Genomic DNA, 14,373 nt, shown 5'->3' with positions numbered 1-14,373 from the left:
AATAGGTGGTAAAGTTAAAGCGTTTACAAAGCATTAAATTAAAGACAGTGCTTACATTCTGAGGACAGCCTAAGAACAACCAGGCGTTAGGCCTGGTTGTTAAATAAGGGTTATATTCTTGTTGGTCCAATAGCACAAACTAACCAATAATAATACTATCATCAACAAAGCTAGCCAATATCGTCTCAGCACCTGTAATACCTGCTCCTATTAAAGTGATAGTGATATCCGGCGAAGCAAAGTTGCTACCCCCATCAGCATCAATCTTAATGGTAATGTCGCCACCATCAGTTGTGCTGTTGTAGTCAAAGATATCAGCACCACCGTTACCTGTTAGTGTATCTGCACCTGCATTACCGGCAATGATGTCTACGTTAGCCACTACCTGCCAGTGTATTACTGCCTTCAGTACCAATGATTAAGTTGGTTAGGATTGCTGCATCATTACCCTGAGTGTCTTCTAGCACTGCACCACTAGATGGTTTTGTGTAGTCTAGTTTAACGCTATTTCCATCAGCGATTACTGCACCATTGATGTTGAGTACAACCTTTCTTACCACTGATTGCAACGCCTGTCACGTTCCTACTACCACCAACATCAACACTAAAAGCACTGGCATCGGGAATCAAAGTGGTATTTAGATACTCATCAAATGTAAATGTGACTGTATTGCCACTAACCTCTGCACTTTGATACTCAGGAGCGCTGTTGTCTTTAGCCCCTATGGTGATGTAACCATCTTTGATTAAATCTGTTGGGGTTTAAATGATGCCATCAGTTGCTAGTGTATCGACATTTAGGTTGTTAAAGCTGATGTTGTTGCCCGTTGCACTGTCAGCAACAACGATTTGATAGAACTGGCCCGTTTGGCTACTACGCCATAACAAGACATAATCACTTTGTTACCTCTAAGCCTAACTTAGCTAAATCAAAACCAAGATTAACCTTACCACCTGTAGTAGCAATATCTATTGCATTAAAATACCATACAGTATCGGAACGCATGTTAGCAACACCACTTTGGCAGGTCAGTGGTTGATGAACCAGTTCCTTTATTACCCGCAAAAATAGAATCGCCTGCATCCTTTAGATAATCAAGATTTGAAGCTAATGATGTACCCATTTTGAACTTAAATAATTATTAACCTGGAGTCTTTCTGTTGTATTCAAAGCCCTATTGAAAATAGAGTATTCCATTCATATCTCCATCAAAATATCGTTAGGCTCCACCACCACTACCATCATAAAGTCTACCAAGTGTAAATTCTGTGATCCCGTCTGCAAGTCCTGTTGTGCCTGATGCTGTATCTGTTACCCCTCCATTATTATAAGCATTTATTGTATACCTTATTCTAAACTAACAGTTAGTGTGTTATGTGCTGCCTCACTTAAACTTGACGTTGAATCAATACCGCCAGAAATACCTGGAGGAGAACGATAAAGCACTCTCAAACTTCCATTTCCCTTATACTCCGTAAGAATATAATTTCCAGCAGAGTTTTTTGCTATTAATATATCTTGAGAGCTACTTTGTTTGTCTGAATCAACAGCATAAAATGCCGTATAAGAAGAACCTAAACTCCATGCATTTCCATCCGTTGTTGTCAAATAGTCATTTGAACCATCAAAATTAACACCTCCTGCAGACACAGTTAGTCTTTCAGTACTACTACTTGATATGTGAATATTATTACCTGATTTATCTCTCCACTGGCTAACAGTATTACCAATACTTTGATCATTCATATCTCCATCGTCATCAATATCTTTTCCATCAAGCCACATTAACCGTAATCGTATCACCACTAGTAACATCAGTGCCCGTGCCTAAGGTGATAATGAATTGGGTGGCCAAACCAGCCGCAGCATTCGCAGTAACAATCGTAGCACCCGTACCAAAAGTTGACCTCGTACCACTTAGATTAATAGTTGTGCCTAAATCACCATCACCAATCTCTGAAACCTTAATCCCCTCACTAAAGTTAATCAGCAAAGTATCGCCCGTACCATAGCTACCCGTATTACCACTACCAACACCACCTGGCACAGTACTACCACTCGCATTTGGTGGCGTAATATCAGCCAAAGTAAACACAACCTTACTACTAGCAAACGCACTCGCCTCATCAATCACCTTAGTACCATCAACCGAGATTTTCCCCCTGAACAACCGTTGTACCCACCTTCAAAGTAATCGTAAACTCAGTTGTATAACCCGTTGGACCCTCAGTGCCCGCAGTCAATGTAACCCCAGCACCAAAACTCTTACCAGCAACACTAAAATCACCAAGCACAAGAGAAATAACTAACAGCCTTATTAAACTTAACTATAATCGTATCCTCAGCACTGTAACTACCACTTGTATCAGCATCACTTTGCGTAATAGGTATAGTCCCATCCGCTGCTGAAACCACAAACAGAAGGCACACTAAAAGTTAAACCAGCCTTTGGCTTATTACCTGGGCCATCCTCTACCCTATCCTTAACAACACTAAGCGTATCTATTGCAACAATACTAGGACTCGTACCTAAAATAATCCTAAACTGAGTACTAAAACCATTAGCATCCCCCACTGCAACAACACTGAAACCTGTGCCCAATGTATGAGAACTGTTAAGACTAAAGACATTAGTCACATCAGTAGTTAGACTGCTAATCTTACAGCCTCATTAAAAGAAACTGTTAAAGTATCTCTCGCATTAAAGCTACTGCTATTATCTACATCACTAGAGTTTAACAATTGCTCTATATTTACTGCTTTAACTGGAATATTAATAGCAATAAATAGAAAAAATACAATATTAATCATGACGAGTTTAACTGACACAGCAATAATTGGAGGTGCTGCTATTTCCATCTTTGTCAATGACATGAAAAGCAGCCGGCTTATAAGTAAGGAAGACTAGAGTCGGTATTAGAGTTAAATCCACTACAATAAGCAGCGTTTTTTGGATTTTGCGTCTAGCCTTGGTAGGAAAAACAAGCTGTTTTTTTGGGCCAACTTTTCTGCATAATACGAATGTATGACTGATGGCAACAATACACCTGAACCATTCACAGCTGTGGCGTCTAATAAATTTTCACTGCTTACTTGCACACTTTTTATCGCTAAAAAACAAGCACAATACAGCGGTAATGGCAACATCCTAAAATGCTCTACTAAGAGGCCTTGGGGGTGCTGATGGATCAACAGAATAGGGGCTTTATTGGTTTTTTTGGGCAGGCGGCGGTGTTACTACTGTATTACCATTGCTGTTATCCCCACAAGCCTGCCCCAAATCAGATAGTGTTACCTCTGCATCAAATGCAATACTACCATAGCTATTAAAAGAAATCCAAACTCGTGGGAGGTTGTAGTACCTACTTAAGATCGTATTGCATAGCCATTACTAGCGCCAGCACACCATGCCGTCTTGACAGATGCCCCTCAAACATCAATACCTTTACAAACATGGATGTCCCCTTGAATATTAGCCGTATTTGCAGAACCAAATCCAAAAGAAGTAAATAATATTAAACCCTTTAAAAATATCTTTTTCATACTCAGGCCTCCTATCTAAATAACACCAAAACACACACGTACGTTAATTATAAAGCAAAAAATATAAACAACTTGTTTATAATCTTTTATTTTTAAAGTTATTCATGCCTCACAAACTGCCTTACCCTCTTATCATCCTTATGATCGCACCTATCGGATTAATAGTGCCAGGATAGTCTTTGATTGTCACGCCAGAAGATTTAAAAATACTTTATGCTGTTATAGCGCTGTTTGGCTTATTAATATTATGAGCCTTAAAACAAGACAATGAATTAGGATTTAGGGTTGTCAAAACCCAATTTTATTTTCCAATTATCGGCTTTATTGCTTGGTGTGGATTGGGGGTTTTGTACTTGATAGATACTTATTCTGCACAATATTTTATCACTCAGTATTTACTGATGGGGTTAGCACTGTTCTTAGTGGTGAATAATTTTAACAATGAATTTTAAATTAAACACTTCTTACTCACCATTGTTCTTGTTACGGTACTGATGAGTATTATTGGGCTAATCCAATATTATTTTCCTAATCATATTGAAATTCAGTCCTCTATTAGACAAGCGATACCGACCGCTTCAACCTTTGGCAATAAAAATATGGCGGCGTATTTTCTAATGATGACCTTGCCGCTTGCCTTGGTGTTTATGTTGTATGAAAACAAAGTTAAAAAAATTGTTTTTTATACCATCTCAAGCGTTATTATTGCCTGCATTTTTAATACATACCAACACTCGTGCTGGTTAGTTTTCTGTGATGATTGGGTTGGTGTTGATTAATTATATCAATCAAGGCTGGCAGTGGCATGTTGCTGGCATGCCTGAATATTTAAACAATGCACTTAGTTGTTCTAATACCAGAATACCCACTTGGTTGAATACTTTAGGGATGATTAAAGATCATTTTTTGATATGGGGTGCTGGTGTTGGTAATTGGGAGCAGGTCTACCCACTTTATTATGACGAGGTGGCAAAAGCCCTTATCTTTAATGGAAAAACTCGCCTGCAACGTTTGCACAATAGCTATTTAGAAATGTTTACAAATGTTGGGTTAATTGGATACGGATTTTTACTATGGCTAGTTGCACTCACTGTTAAGTCTGCTTACAGTTTGCTTAATAAGGCAGGCTTGCTAACATGCTATTTATGTTTGGCTTTGTGTTAGCGCTTGTTGGCGCTTGTTGGCTTTTCCATTAATGCCTTATTTTCATTCCCATTACGTGTATTAACGCCAAGGGCCGAGTTATATTGGTTTTATTGCTAAGTTATCTATCAAACAAGGGACAATTAAATACCATCACTTTAGCATTTATTTTGGCAAATTATTAATGCTGGGTTTGCTTCTTTCTTGGCAAGTGTATAACAGGACGTTATCAACGCATTATTACAATATAGCACAACGGTTAAGAATGGTTAAACAGAATAGTGCTGCTTTTAAATACACATTAAAATCACTCAACCATGACTTTAACAACGTTTATACTCTACAAATGCTAGGGGTTGTGAGTTTACAAATAGGCAAAATAGAAATGGCAATCCAAATGTTTAACTGCGCCTTAAAATTAAAGCCTAATTTTGATAAAAATTTATTATTATTAGCAACCCCCGGCTTATACACAGAATAAATAAATTGATCAGGCTCTTAAAACGCTAGAAACGATGCTTAAAGTTAACCGCCGTAGTGTTTAAGGCACATGCACAATTAACACTGATTTATATTAGACAAAACAACAAAGAAAAAGCCACTTATCATTATGAACAAATGCTCAAATGGTTGCGTTATTTTGATGGACGTTACGGCTTTGGGCCTTATGAGGCAATCATAAAAAGGGTTAATCTTGCGTTTAGCCAGCGATAAGTAGTCATTTTTGCTTTTTATAAGGTTACCATCAACCTACACGATATAGAAATTAGGATTATTATTAATTTAGACTTGATATGGTGCCGAAGGCCGGACTCGAACTGGCGACCTACTGATTACAAATCAGTTGCACTACCAACTGTGCTACTTCGGCGTTAAAAGAGGAATTATACCTACAAATCTAATAAATTTTTAAAAAATAAATAGGCCTTTAAATAATTTTTAAAATTAAAAAACGCCTCATAGTAGAGGCGTTAAGTGTTTTATTTAACGGCAACACCGCCACCTAATTGGCGCACATAAACAGTAAGTTTTTTAATTTGAACGGCATCAATAACACTTGAATGACCAAATGCTGGCATAACAGCGTCTTGCGTTAATAGATCATTTGTTTGACCCACGCCATGTAAGATTGTGCGCACGACTGATGCGTGCTGGTCGTCTGCTTTAAAGCGATAAATACCATCACTTAAATTAGCACTGCCTAACAACTGATTGCCTTTCATATCAGGACCATGACAAGCAATACAGCCCTTACTCATATATAAGGCCTTAGAAGCTGGGTCAGGGTTGCCCTTTCTGCCCTTGCCTGTTTCAATTAAAAAAGTGGCCAATGTGTTTGCATCAGCATCTGAAATGCCCAACATGCGTGCTGGCATATTACCTTTGCGGCCATTAGAAATGGTTGTGCTAATTTGTGCTAGCTTACCGCCATACAGCCAATCATCATCAGCTAGAACAGGAAAGCCTACATTACCCTGACCAGCAGCGCCGTGGCAAGCTGCACAATTATCACCAAATAGAACCTTGGCTGTTTTGATGGCATAAGTTCTTAACTCATCATCAAGTACAATTTCTTCTAATGATTTTTCAGCAATGGCTTTTTCAGTATCGGCAAATCTTTTTTCACGATAAGCCTCTAATTGAGCAACACTTTCGTTCATTTCGCTAATTTGCGTCCAATTGGCAAAGCCTTTGTTGTGCTCACCAAACCAAGGAATGGTTGGATAGTAGAGCGTGTAAACCACAATAGCAAGTGTGCCAATATATAAGGACAGCATATACCATCTTGGTGGGCGATTATTTAGCTCTCTAATGTCGTTTTCTTCATCCCAAAAATGCCCTGTATTGTTCTCACCTGGGAATGGGTTTTTATGTTCGCTCATTGTTTTTTCTCCTCTTAACCCAATCAATCTTTGTCGTTCACAACGTTGCGCAAGTCTTCAAATTTTTGCTTGTTTTTTGGTCTAAAAGCATAAAAATAAGCAATCGCTAATAACACAAATATAACAATCGCCACAACAGCACCAATTTTGTCAACTAAAGTCATTACTCTCTGTAAGTAACGCCGTCTTCAAATTTAATCATATTGCCTAATGATTGCAAATAAGCCACCATTGCATCCATTTCATTCTTACCTTCAACAGAAGCTGGTGCTTGTGCAATATCTGCCTGTGTATAAGGTACGCCGACTTTAGACAAGCCGCTCATGTGTGTGGCAATTGTTTCGCCATCAACTAAGGCGCTTTCTAAGAAACGATATTTTGGCATAACTGATTCTGGTACAACCGCTTGTGGGTGGCGTAAATGCAAAATATGCCACTCGTCAGAATATTTACCGCCAACGCGCGCTAAATCAGGACCTGTTCTTTTAGATCCCCATTGAAATGGATGATCATATTTTGACTCTACCGCTAACGAAAAATGGCCATAGCGCTCTTTTTCATCTCTAAATGGACGTATCATTTGCGAATGGCATAAATAACAACCTTCGCGCTGATAAATATCACGACCTGCTAATTCTAAAGCGGTTAAGGGTCTTACGCCATCACCAGGCCTCCAGTCAGACAACTCTTGACCTTCAGAACGAAGCCATAATAAACTTTTTGTGCTACCGTCAGCTGCAATCACTTCGTCCTTGACTGCTTCAGGATTGGTAAACAAAGGAACAATCTCTACAATACCTGCTAATGACACTGATAGCGCCATAAACAAATACATACCAAAAACATTCTTTTCTAGCTTAACTTGTAAACTTTCTTTTACGTTTTTATTTGCCATAGTTTCGTTCCCTCTTTATACGTTAGCCGTTTGACCAGCGCCTGATCTACGAATAGTCGTCACAATATTAATTAACATGATAATTGCACCTACTAATACCAATGCACCGCCTACAGCCCTCATGACATAATAAGGATGCATGGCTGATACTGACTCAGCAAACGTATAAGCCAGTGTACCGTATTCATCATACGCTCTCCACATCAAGCCTTGCATGATGCCTGATACCCACATCGCCACAATATAAACCACCGTGCCAATCGTATGCACCCAGAAGTGAATGCCCAAGAGCTTTTGCGACATTTTCACGTTATAGATTTTCTCAATCATATGGTACATTGCGCCTGCTGCCACCATAATATTCCAACCCAATGCGCCAGAATGCACATGACCAATCGTCCAGTCTGTGTAATGCGATAAGGCATTAACTGTCTTCGCTGCCATAACTGGGCCTTCAAATGTACTCATAGCATAAAATGCTAAAGACATAATCAAGAAACGCAAGATGTAGTCTTCACGCAAACGGTCCCAAGCACCTGATAACGTCAAGATACCATTAAGTGCGCCACCCCATGATGGAATAATCATGGCTAGTGAAATTGTTGCGCCCAATGAGCCTGCCCAATCTGGCAATGCCGTATATTGAAGATGGTGTGCACCTAACCAAACATAGCCAAACATTAGTGCCCAAAAATGAATCACTGACAAGCGATAAGAATATACGGGGCGCTGTGCTTGTTTTGGTACAAAATAATACATAATACCCAAGAACCCTGCTGTTAAGAAAAAGCCAACAGCATTATGACCCCACCACCACTGAATCATCGCATCTTGCACACCAGAGAAAATTGAATAAGATTTGAAAGCACTCACTGGAATAGATAAATTATTAACCACATGAAGATAAGTAACCATGACCATCATGCCCATAAAGAACCAGTTAGCCACATAAACATGTGGCACTTTATTACGATTACGAATGTGAATGGTCATAATAAAGTTATATAAGTAAGTAGCCCATGACAGGGTAATTAAGATATCAATCGGCCATTCTAATTCTGCATACTCCTTAGATTGAGTCAAGCCTAAAGGCAACGTAATGACCGCCAAAACAATCACAGTATTCCATGACCAAAACGTAAACCAAGCCATTTTATTGGACCAAAGACGAGTTTGGTTAGTGCGCTGTACAATATAAAAAGCGGTTGCCATCAACGCTGAGCCGCCAAAAGCAAAAATAACAGCATTGGTGTGCAAAGGTCTCAATCGACCAAATTGGAAATAAGGTAAATCTGTACCTAAATCATTAAGAAACGGGAAGGCTAGTTCAGAGGCAATGTAGACACCAAGCAGTGTGCCTACTACTAAATAAACAGATGCCATAATGGTAAACCATTTAACAATACCCAAATCATACTTTTCTGTTAAATTCATCAATAGCCCTCTTTATTTTTAGTTAATATCCTGATTCTTTAATAAAAGAAATAGGTTTGAATTCTACACTAGCGCTTATGATACAGTTAACCGCATCATGGTTGCTTGGTATAAATCAATTTTTCTTATTTTTTTTTCATCAACAGTCTTAAGGCAATAATACCTAACACCAAGGCCATTAAAAACCATTGCAGTGCATAGCCTAAGTGCTTATCAACACTACCGTAAAAAGGTTGCCATTGCCTAAAAAAGCCATCACTGGCTTTAACATCAAGACGTGCCAACATCACAACAATTTGATAATTAGACAGCATGGATAATTCGTCCAAATTCAAAGATTGAATTAATATCGGAAAATTTGGCTTGATTGGTTGTTGCTTGAGTTTAATACGCTCAACAGGCTTAATCAGCCCCACTTTAATAACTCTTGGCAAATTATCTAGCTTGATATTAGCCAATTGCTCGCGCTTCCCATGCCAAGGTACAAAACCTCGATTTACTAAAATAGCAGTTTTATCACTTAAAATGAATGGCGTGAGTACATAATAACCAGCATTACCTTTAACAATTTGATTGTCATAAATAAACTGTTTATTGGTGTCATAACGACCTTTTAGTAAAACTTGATAATGCTCTTTATCTAATAACTCATCTACGCTCGTTATCAATTGGGCTGGGCTTTGCTGCGCTAATACAATCTCATGCTCAATAGCTCGTTTTTCATCAGCACGCTCAAGTTGCCAAAATCCTAACAACACTAGTCCGTAAATACTTGAAAGTATTAAAATTGCAGGTATAAAAATGCTGCGTTTAATCACTTAGGTGTGGGCACATCCATCATAACCGCATTTGGTTCTATCCAGCCCATAAACGCAGCGAACATAACTAAGATAAACAAGAACAAGGATAAAGCCACGCGTATCACTAATGATTTGAACATTTTATCTGAACCAGCTGACCCGCCTCTAAGCATACCTAATAAGCCTGAACCTAACGCTATTAAAATGGTGACAATAATAATAATGATAATAATTTGTGTCATTAATGCCTCCTACGCGATAAACAAAGGACCCCAAACGGGGTCTTTTTTTCGATTCTATAACTAATTATAACCAGTATACAAAGATAAACAAACCCAGCCAAACCACATCTACAAAATGCCAATACCAAGCAACACCTTCAAAGCCAAAGTGATTGTCTGCACTAAAATGTCCTTTTTGCACACGATAAAGAATAACTGTTAACATAATCACGCCCACTGTTACATGGAAGCCGTGAAAGCCAGTTAACATATAAAACGTTGATCCGTAAATACCAGAGGTTAGTTTTAGACCATCATGATATGCGTGTCCATACTCAGTAATTTGAAAACCTAAAAATAAAACACCCAAAACAATGGTGGCAACCAACCAACCAATAATTTTATTACGATGCCGCGTGCGCAATGCGTGGTGTGCAAATGTTAAAGTAACACCTGATAATAATAATAATGCAGTGTTAAGTGCTGGCAAGCCCCAAGCATCAACCAATTGTGTTGGCACAGAAACCGCTGTGCCTGACTGTAGCGTTGCACCTGGCGTATTAAAGGCAATTTGCTGCCATGTTGCACTAAAACCGTCCCATAACTCTGGGGTGAACATATTATTATCTGCACCACCTAGCCACGGAACTGATAATTGCCTTGCATAAAATAACGCACCAAAAAAGGCAGCAAAAAACATCACCTCAGAAAAAATAAACCAGCTCATGCCCCAACGAAATGAACGATCAACTTGGCTATTGTACATACCGCTAGTGCTTTCCTTAACAACTTGGCCAAACCAGCCAAACATCATAAACACCAAAATAGCAAACCCTAAAGCCATGATTGGCCCGCCCCAACTGGCACCATGCATTTGATTAGCAAAACCTACAAATAGAGTGGCAACACCAATTGAGCCGATAATAGGCCAGTAGGTGCCACTTGGTACATAATATTCTTGTTCGTTCATAGTTCTCCCCCCTTTTTTTAGCCCTTAAGTTTAAAAAAGTTATAAGACAGACTCACATCTTTAATACGTTCGTCCAATTCTGGTTCAATCACAAATCTTAAAGTCATCTCAACTTGCTCATGTGGCTTAAACACTTGTTTATTAAAACAAAAACACTCTAATTTTTTAAAATATGCAGCGGCATCTGTCGGTGCAACACTAGGAACTGCTTGTCCGATAACAATTTCATCAGTATTGTTCTTGGCAATATAGCTGGTGGTATAAAACTTACCAGGTATGACCGCCATTGAACTCACTTTAGGTCCAAATTGGACTGGGAAGCCGCCCATTGTCATGGCAAAAAAACTGACCTCAACCTTACGTGTCTCATCTACAACATACGTCTGTTCACTATCCACCCTGCCTGTTGTGCCATTAAACCCAGTAATTTCACAAAACACATCATAAATAGGCACCATTGCATAAGCAAAGAAAAACATCAATATTGGTGCTAGAAATAGTTTTGTCCAAAACTTCTTTGTTATTTTTTGCCTGCTCTCTATTTTAGCCATACAATACAATGGTTGCTACAAACACACCTATTGCAATAGCGCTAGTAATTACCACGGTAATTACCACGCCTTGATTGTTTTTATTTGCCATTAAGAGTGTTGAGATTCTTTCTCAATTAATGCTCTTGTTGGTGGCGTATTAAAACTATGATACTGCGCCTTAGGCTCTAAAGTCCATTCTAAACCCTTAGCACCCTCCCAAGGACGAGCATCTGCTGGCTTGCCGTTGCGAATACAATCAATCACAATATAGGTGAATAAAATAAATGATGCGCCAAACGCAAAACCACCAATAGAGGAAATCATATTAAAATCAGCAAACTGCAACGAATAATCAGGAATACGCCTAGGCATACCTGCCAGCCCTAAAAAATGCTGAGGAAAGAATAATACATTCACTGAAATAACTGCCCACCAAAAATGCACCTTTGCTAAAGTTTCGTTGTACATTTTGCCTGTCCATTTAGGCAGCCAGTAAAACGTTGCTGCAATGATAGACCATAACGCACCTGTCACCAATACGTAATGGAAGTGTGCAACCACAAAATAAGTATCGTGATACTGAATATCAGCCGGTGCAATACCCAGCATTAAACCAGAAAAACCGCCAATCGTGAATAAGAATACAAATGAAATCGCCCATAACATTGGTGCTTCAAAAGTCATAGAGCCTCTCCACATGGTTGACACCCAGTTAAACACCTTAACGCCCGTTGGCACGGCAATGAGCATGGTGGCGTACATAAAATACAACTCGCCTGCAACTGGCATACCAGTTAAAAACATATGGTGCGCCCACACAATGTAGGATAAAAATGCAATCGACGCAGTGGCATAAACCATCGACGAATAGCCAAATAAAGGCTTGCGCGCAAAAGTTGGAATGATGTGTGAAATCACGCCAAACGCTGGCAAGATCATAATATAAACTTCAGGATGTCCAAAAAACCAAAAGATATGTTGAAACAATACTGGGTCACCGCCACCTGTTGCATCAAAAAATGCTGTGCCAAAATTACGATCTGTCAACATCATGGTGACTGCACCCGCAAGTACTGGCATCGCACCAATCAGTAAAAATGAGGTAATTAACCATGTCCATACAAACAATGGCATATCCATAAGTTTCATCTCTGGTGCGCGCATATTAAGCACAGTTGCAATAATATTAATCGCACCCATGATGGATGAAAATCCTAATAAATGCACTGAAAAAATAAAGAAGTCAGTACTGTCTGGTGCAAACGTTGTTGATAATGGTGCATAAAATGTCCAGCCAAATGCAGGCGCGCCGCCTTCCATAAAAAACGTGCTTAATAAAATACCGCCAGCAAATGGCAAAATCCAAAAAGACCAGTTATTCATCCGTGGCAATGCCATATCAGGCGCACCTATCATCATTGGAATAAGCCAGTTACCTAAACCGACAAACGCAGGCATGATCGCACCAAACACCATAATCAAACCATGCATGGTTGTCATCTGATTAAAAAATTGTGGCTCAACCAATTGCATACCTGGTTGGAATAACTCCATGCGAATAACCATTGCCATTACGCCACCAATGAGCACCATGGTAAATGCAAACCATAAATATAGTGAACCAATATCCTTGTGGTTGGTTGTTTTAATCCACCTCATTAGGCCCTTTTCAGGGCCGTGATGGTCGTCAGTGTGAGCAATTGCTGTTGTCATGATATTCTCCTATGTCCTTTAATTATCGTGCCGCTTTAATTTGTGCTGGCTGAATTAAATCGCCCATTTGGTTGCCAAAAGCAGTCCTTTCAAAAGTGATTACCGCCGCAATATCAGCATCTCCTAGTATATTTTTATAACCAGCCATTGCTGTTCCAGCCTTTCCGTGCAAAACAATACTAATATGTTTTTTAATATCGCCAGTTGCAACAGGACTGCCTTTCAGTGCTGGAAAAACACCAGGAATACCCTTACCAGTAATGCCATGACAACTAGAACAGTTTGTATTATAAACTTTTTGACCTAGACTTATTAACTCATCTTCACGCCAAGTTTTGCTTGATTTGGCAAGTATTGCTGCTTTAGCGGCCTGTTGCTTTAATACCCACTTAGCGTAATCTGCTTTGGAAACCACATCAACCACAATTGGCATAAAGCCGTGGTCTTTGCCACAAAGTTCAGCACACTGACCACGATAAGTGCCGATTTCATCAATCTGCGCCCATGCATCATTAATGAAACCTGGGTTGGCATCTTGTTTCACACCAAAATCAGGCACCCACCAATTATGAATAACGTCGTTTGAGGTAATTAAAAAACGAATAGAGGTGTCTACTGGTAACACTAAGTTGTTGTCTACTTCTAACAAATAATTCTTATGTCTATTTCCAGAATAAATCACATCTTTAGAATCTTGTTTAAGATTAGAGATAAAACTAATGCCTTCTTTAAGGTAATCGTATTGCCATTTCCACTGATGTCCTGTAACCTTAATAGTCATTTGCGCTTTAGAAGTATCTTCTAAATCAATCAGCACACTTGAAGCAGGAATTGCCATTAATACTAAAACGATAATAGGCACGCCTGTCCAAAGTAGTTCGGCCTTTGTGCTTTCATGAAAATTTGCAGCCACGGCGCCTTGAGATTTACGATGCACGACCAGCGAATAAATCATAACACCGAATACAATAACAGCAATGGCAACACAAATCCAAAACACCATCATGTGCAAGCCATAGATATCACGACTGACCGAGGTAACCCCTTGCGTCATGTTAAAACCATACTCAGCAAATGCATTTGCTGACACCATTGCAATCAAACCGCCCAAGCGAGACGTCAATTTGCTCATAACTCCTCTCTCTCCTAAAAAAATAAACAGGTATCGTAGGTTTTCAATGCATTGTTGTACTGAAAACTGCCACCATGATACACAATTATTTTTCTCGTTCACAAA

General features: G+C 39.2%; 22 protein-coding genes and 1 tRNA gene. 4 read left to right on the top strand and 19 right to left on the bottom strand.

What is annotated here, in order from left to right:
- Positions 1-139: 139 nt before the first annotated feature.
- The 8 genes from CVPH_RS00315 to CVPH_RS00280 all read right to left on the bottom strand — a co-directional run bounded on the left by CVPH_RS00315 (position 140) and on the right by CVPH_RS00280 (position 2,875).
- On the bottom strand, positions 140-382 hold the full coding sequence (locus tag CVPH_RS00315) for a hypothetical protein (protein ID WP_201341594.1): 243 nt from the start codon (positions 380-382) through the stop codon (positions 140-142).
- Positions 375-560, bottom strand: a complete 186-nt coding sequence (locus CVPH_RS00310) for a hypothetical protein (RefSeq protein WP_201341593.1) — start codon at positions 558-560, stop codon at positions 375-377. The genes CVPH_RS00315 and CVPH_RS00310 overlap by 8 nt, the downstream gene beginning before the upstream one ends.
- Before the next feature lie 202 nt (positions 561-762).
- Positions 763-888, bottom strand: coding sequence for a hypothetical protein (locus CVPH_RS10585; RefSeq protein WP_281064648.1), 126 nt, complete (start codon positions 886-888; stop codon positions 763-765).
- 7 nt (positions 889-895) lie between these two features.
- The gene (locus CVPH_RS00300; protein ID WP_201341592.1) at positions 896-1,066 is read right to left on the bottom strand and encodes a hypothetical protein; all 171 of its coding nucleotides are present in this window, start codon (positions 1,064-1,066) and stop codon (positions 896-898) included.
- Between the two features lie 282 nt (positions 1,067-1,348).
- Positions 1,349-1,786 (bottom strand): hypothetical protein, encoded by a 438-nt coding sequence (locus CVPH_RS00295; protein WP_225879730.1) that lies wholly within the window; start codon positions 1,784-1,786, stop codon positions 1,349-1,351.
- On the bottom strand, positions 1,776-2,171 hold the full coding sequence (locus CVPH_RS00290) for a hypothetical protein (RefSeq protein WP_201341590.1): 396 nt from the start codon (positions 2,169-2,171) through the stop codon (positions 1,776-1,778). Before CVPH_RS00290 ends, CVPH_RS00295 begins: the two co-directional genes overlap by 11 nt.
- Positions 2,172-2,372: 201 nt before the next feature.
- A complete protein-coding gene (locus CVPH_RS00285; RefSeq protein WP_225879729.1) occupies positions 2,373-2,639 on the bottom strand; it encodes a hypothetical protein in 267 nt (88 codons plus the stop codon).
- An 8-nt stretch (positions 2,640-2,647) separates the two neighbouring features.
- On the bottom strand, positions 2,648-2,875 hold the full coding sequence (locus CVPH_RS00280) for a hypothetical protein (protein ID WP_225879728.1): 228 nt from the start codon (positions 2,873-2,875) through the stop codon (positions 2,648-2,650).
- 1,163 nt (positions 2,876-4,038) lie between these two features.
- Here CVPH_RS00280 and CVPH_RS00275 point away from each other — a divergent pair.
- From CVPH_RS00275 to CVPH_RS00260, 4 genes are all read left to right on the top strand, one after another.
- Positions 4,039-4,323 (top strand): O-antigen ligase family protein, encoded by a 285-nt coding sequence (locus CVPH_RS00275; protein ID WP_201341587.1) that lies wholly within the window; start codon positions 4,039-4,041, stop codon positions 4,321-4,323.
- On the top strand, positions 4,313-4,708 hold the full coding sequence (locus CVPH_RS00270; RefSeq protein ID WP_201341586.1) for an O-antigen ligase family protein: 396 nt from the start codon (positions 4,313-4,315) through the stop codon (positions 4,706-4,708). The genes CVPH_RS00275 and CVPH_RS00270 overlap by 11 nt, the downstream gene beginning before the upstream one ends.
- A gap of 163 nt (positions 4,709-4,871) precedes the next feature.
- Positions 4,872-5,168, top strand: a complete 297-nt coding sequence (locus CVPH_RS00265; protein WP_225879727.1) for a hypothetical protein — start codon at positions 4,872-4,874, stop codon at positions 5,166-5,168.
- A gap of 56 nt (positions 5,169-5,224) precedes the next feature.
- Entirely contained in the window at positions 5,225-5,401 is a 177-nt protein-coding gene (locus tag CVPH_RS00260; protein ID WP_201341584.1) for a hypothetical protein, read from the top strand.
- A gap of 81 nt (positions 5,402-5,482) precedes the next feature.
- On the opposite strand, the gene CVPH_RS00255 is transcribed toward CVPH_RS00260, so the two are convergent.
- From CVPH_RS00255 to coxB, 11 genes are all read right to left on the bottom strand, one after another.
- Positions 5,483-5,558 (bottom strand) — tRNA-Thr (locus CVPH_RS00255).
- 109 nt (positions 5,559-5,667) lie between these two features.
- Positions 5,668-6,570, bottom strand: coding sequence for a cytochrome-c oxidase, cbb3-type subunit III (gene ccoP / locus CVPH_RS00250; protein ID WP_201341583.1), 903 nt, complete (start codon positions 6,568-6,570; stop codon positions 5,668-5,670).
- 23 nt (positions 6,571-6,593) lie between these two features.
- Complete coding sequence (locus CVPH_RS00245) at positions 6,594-6,734, bottom strand: cbb3-type cytochrome c oxidase subunit 3 (RefSeq protein WP_201341582.1); 141 nt, start codon at positions 6,732-6,734, stop codon at positions 6,594-6,596.
- Complete coding sequence (gene ccoO / locus CVPH_RS00240; RefSeq protein ID WP_201341580.1) at positions 6,734-7,465, bottom strand: cytochrome-c oxidase, cbb3-type subunit II; 732 nt, start codon at positions 7,463-7,465, stop codon at positions 6,734-6,736. The genes CVPH_RS00245 and ccoO overlap by 1 nt, the downstream gene beginning before the upstream one ends.
- 15 nt (positions 7,466-7,480) lie before the next feature.
- Positions 7,481-8,899, bottom strand: a complete 1,419-nt coding sequence (gene ccoN / locus CVPH_RS00235; RefSeq protein WP_201341578.1) for a cytochrome-c oxidase, cbb3-type subunit I — start codon at positions 8,897-8,899, stop codon at positions 7,481-7,483.
- 125 nt (positions 8,900-9,024) lie between these two features.
- On the bottom strand, positions 9,025-9,717 hold the full coding sequence (locus CVPH_RS00230) for an SURF1 family protein (RefSeq protein WP_201341576.1): 693 nt from the start codon (positions 9,715-9,717) through the stop codon (positions 9,025-9,027).
- On the bottom strand, positions 9,714-9,941 hold the full coding sequence (locus CVPH_RS00225) for a twin transmembrane helix small protein (RefSeq protein ID WP_201341574.1): 228 nt from the start codon (positions 9,939-9,941) through the stop codon (positions 9,714-9,716). The genes CVPH_RS00230 and CVPH_RS00225 overlap by 4 nt, the downstream gene beginning before the upstream one ends.
- A 64-nt stretch (positions 9,942-10,005) precedes the next feature.
- Positions 10,006-10,890, bottom strand: a complete 885-nt coding sequence (locus CVPH_RS00220; protein WP_201341573.1) for a cytochrome c oxidase subunit 3 — start codon at positions 10,888-10,890, stop codon at positions 10,006-10,008.
- Positions 10,891-10,907: 17 nt separating this feature from the next.
- On the bottom strand, positions 10,908-11,441 hold the full coding sequence (locus CVPH_RS00215) for a cytochrome c oxidase assembly protein (protein WP_201341571.1): 534 nt from the start codon (positions 11,439-11,441) through the stop codon (positions 10,908-10,910).
- A 90-nt stretch (positions 11,442-11,531) separates the two neighbouring features.
- A complete protein-coding gene (gene ctaD, locus CVPH_RS00210; RefSeq protein ID WP_201341569.1) occupies positions 11,532-13,136 on the bottom strand; it encodes a cytochrome c oxidase subunit I in 1,605 nt (534 codons plus the stop codon).
- 22 nt (positions 13,137-13,158) lie between these two features.
- Positions 13,159-14,268: a cytochrome c oxidase subunit II gene (gene coxB / locus CVPH_RS00205; RefSeq protein WP_201341567.1), complete on the bottom strand. Its 1,110-nt coding sequence runs from the start codon at positions 14,266-14,268 to the stop codon at positions 13,159-13,161.
- Positions 14,269-14,373 lie beyond the last annotated feature (105 nt).

This window comes from Abyssogena phaseoliformis symbiont OG214, from assembly GCF_016592595.1.
Taxonomy (GTDB): domain Bacteria; phylum Pseudomonadota; class Gammaproteobacteria; order PS1; family Pseudothioglobaceae; genus Ruthia.
This window is presented reverse-complemented; position numbering and strand designations above follow the sequence as displayed.

Bases quoted from the DNA above. Each gene is read 5' to 3' on its own strand.
- CVPH_RS00295 (WP_225879730.1), bottom strand. From the start codon at position 1,786: ATGTGGCTTGATGGAAAAGATATTGATGACGATGGAGATATGAATGAT.
- CVPH_RS00280 (WP_225879728.1), bottom strand. From the start codon at position 2,875: ATGTCATTGACAAAGATGGAAATAGCAGCACCTCCAATTATTGCTGTG.
- CVPH_RS00275 (WP_201341587.1), top strand. From the start codon at position 4,039: ATGAGTATTATTGGGCTAATCCAATATTATTTTCCTAATCATATTGAA.
- CVPH_RS00265 (WP_225879727.1), top strand. From the start codon at position 4,872: ATGCTGGGTTTGCTTCTTTCTTGGCAAGTGTATAACAGGACGTTATCA.
- ccoP (WP_201341583.1), bottom strand. From the start codon at position 6,570: ATGAGCGAACATAAAAACCCATTCCCAGGTGAGAACAATACAGGGCAT.
- CVPH_RS00245 (WP_201341582.1), bottom strand. From the start codon at position 6,734: ATGACTTTAGTTGACAAAATTGGTGCTGTTGTGGCGATTGTTATATTT.
- ccoO (WP_201341580.1), bottom strand. From the start codon at position 7,465: ATGGCAAATAAAAACGTAAAAGAAAGTTTACAAGTTAAGCTAGAAAAG.
- ccoN (WP_201341578.1), bottom strand. From the start codon at position 8,899: ATGAATTTAACAGAAAAGTATGATTTGGGTATTGTTAAATGGTTTACC.
- CVPH_RS00225 (WP_201341574.1), bottom strand. From the start codon at position 9,941: ATGACACAAATTATTATCATTATTATTATTGTCACCATTTTAATAGCG.
- CVPH_RS00220 (WP_201341573.1), bottom strand. From the start codon at position 10,890: ATGAACGAACAAGAATATTATGTACCAAGTGGCACCTACTGGCCTATT.
- CVPH_RS00215 (WP_201341571.1), bottom strand. From the start codon at position 11,441: ATGGCTAAAATAGAGAGCAGGCAAAAAATAACAAAGAAGTTTTGGACA.
- ctaD (WP_201341569.1), bottom strand. From the start codon at position 13,136: ATGACAACAGCAATTGCTCACACTGACGACCATCACGGCCCTGAAAAG.
- coxB (WP_201341567.1), bottom strand. From the start codon at position 14,268: ATGAGCAAATTGACGTCTCGCTTGGGCGGTTTGATTGCAATGGTGTCA.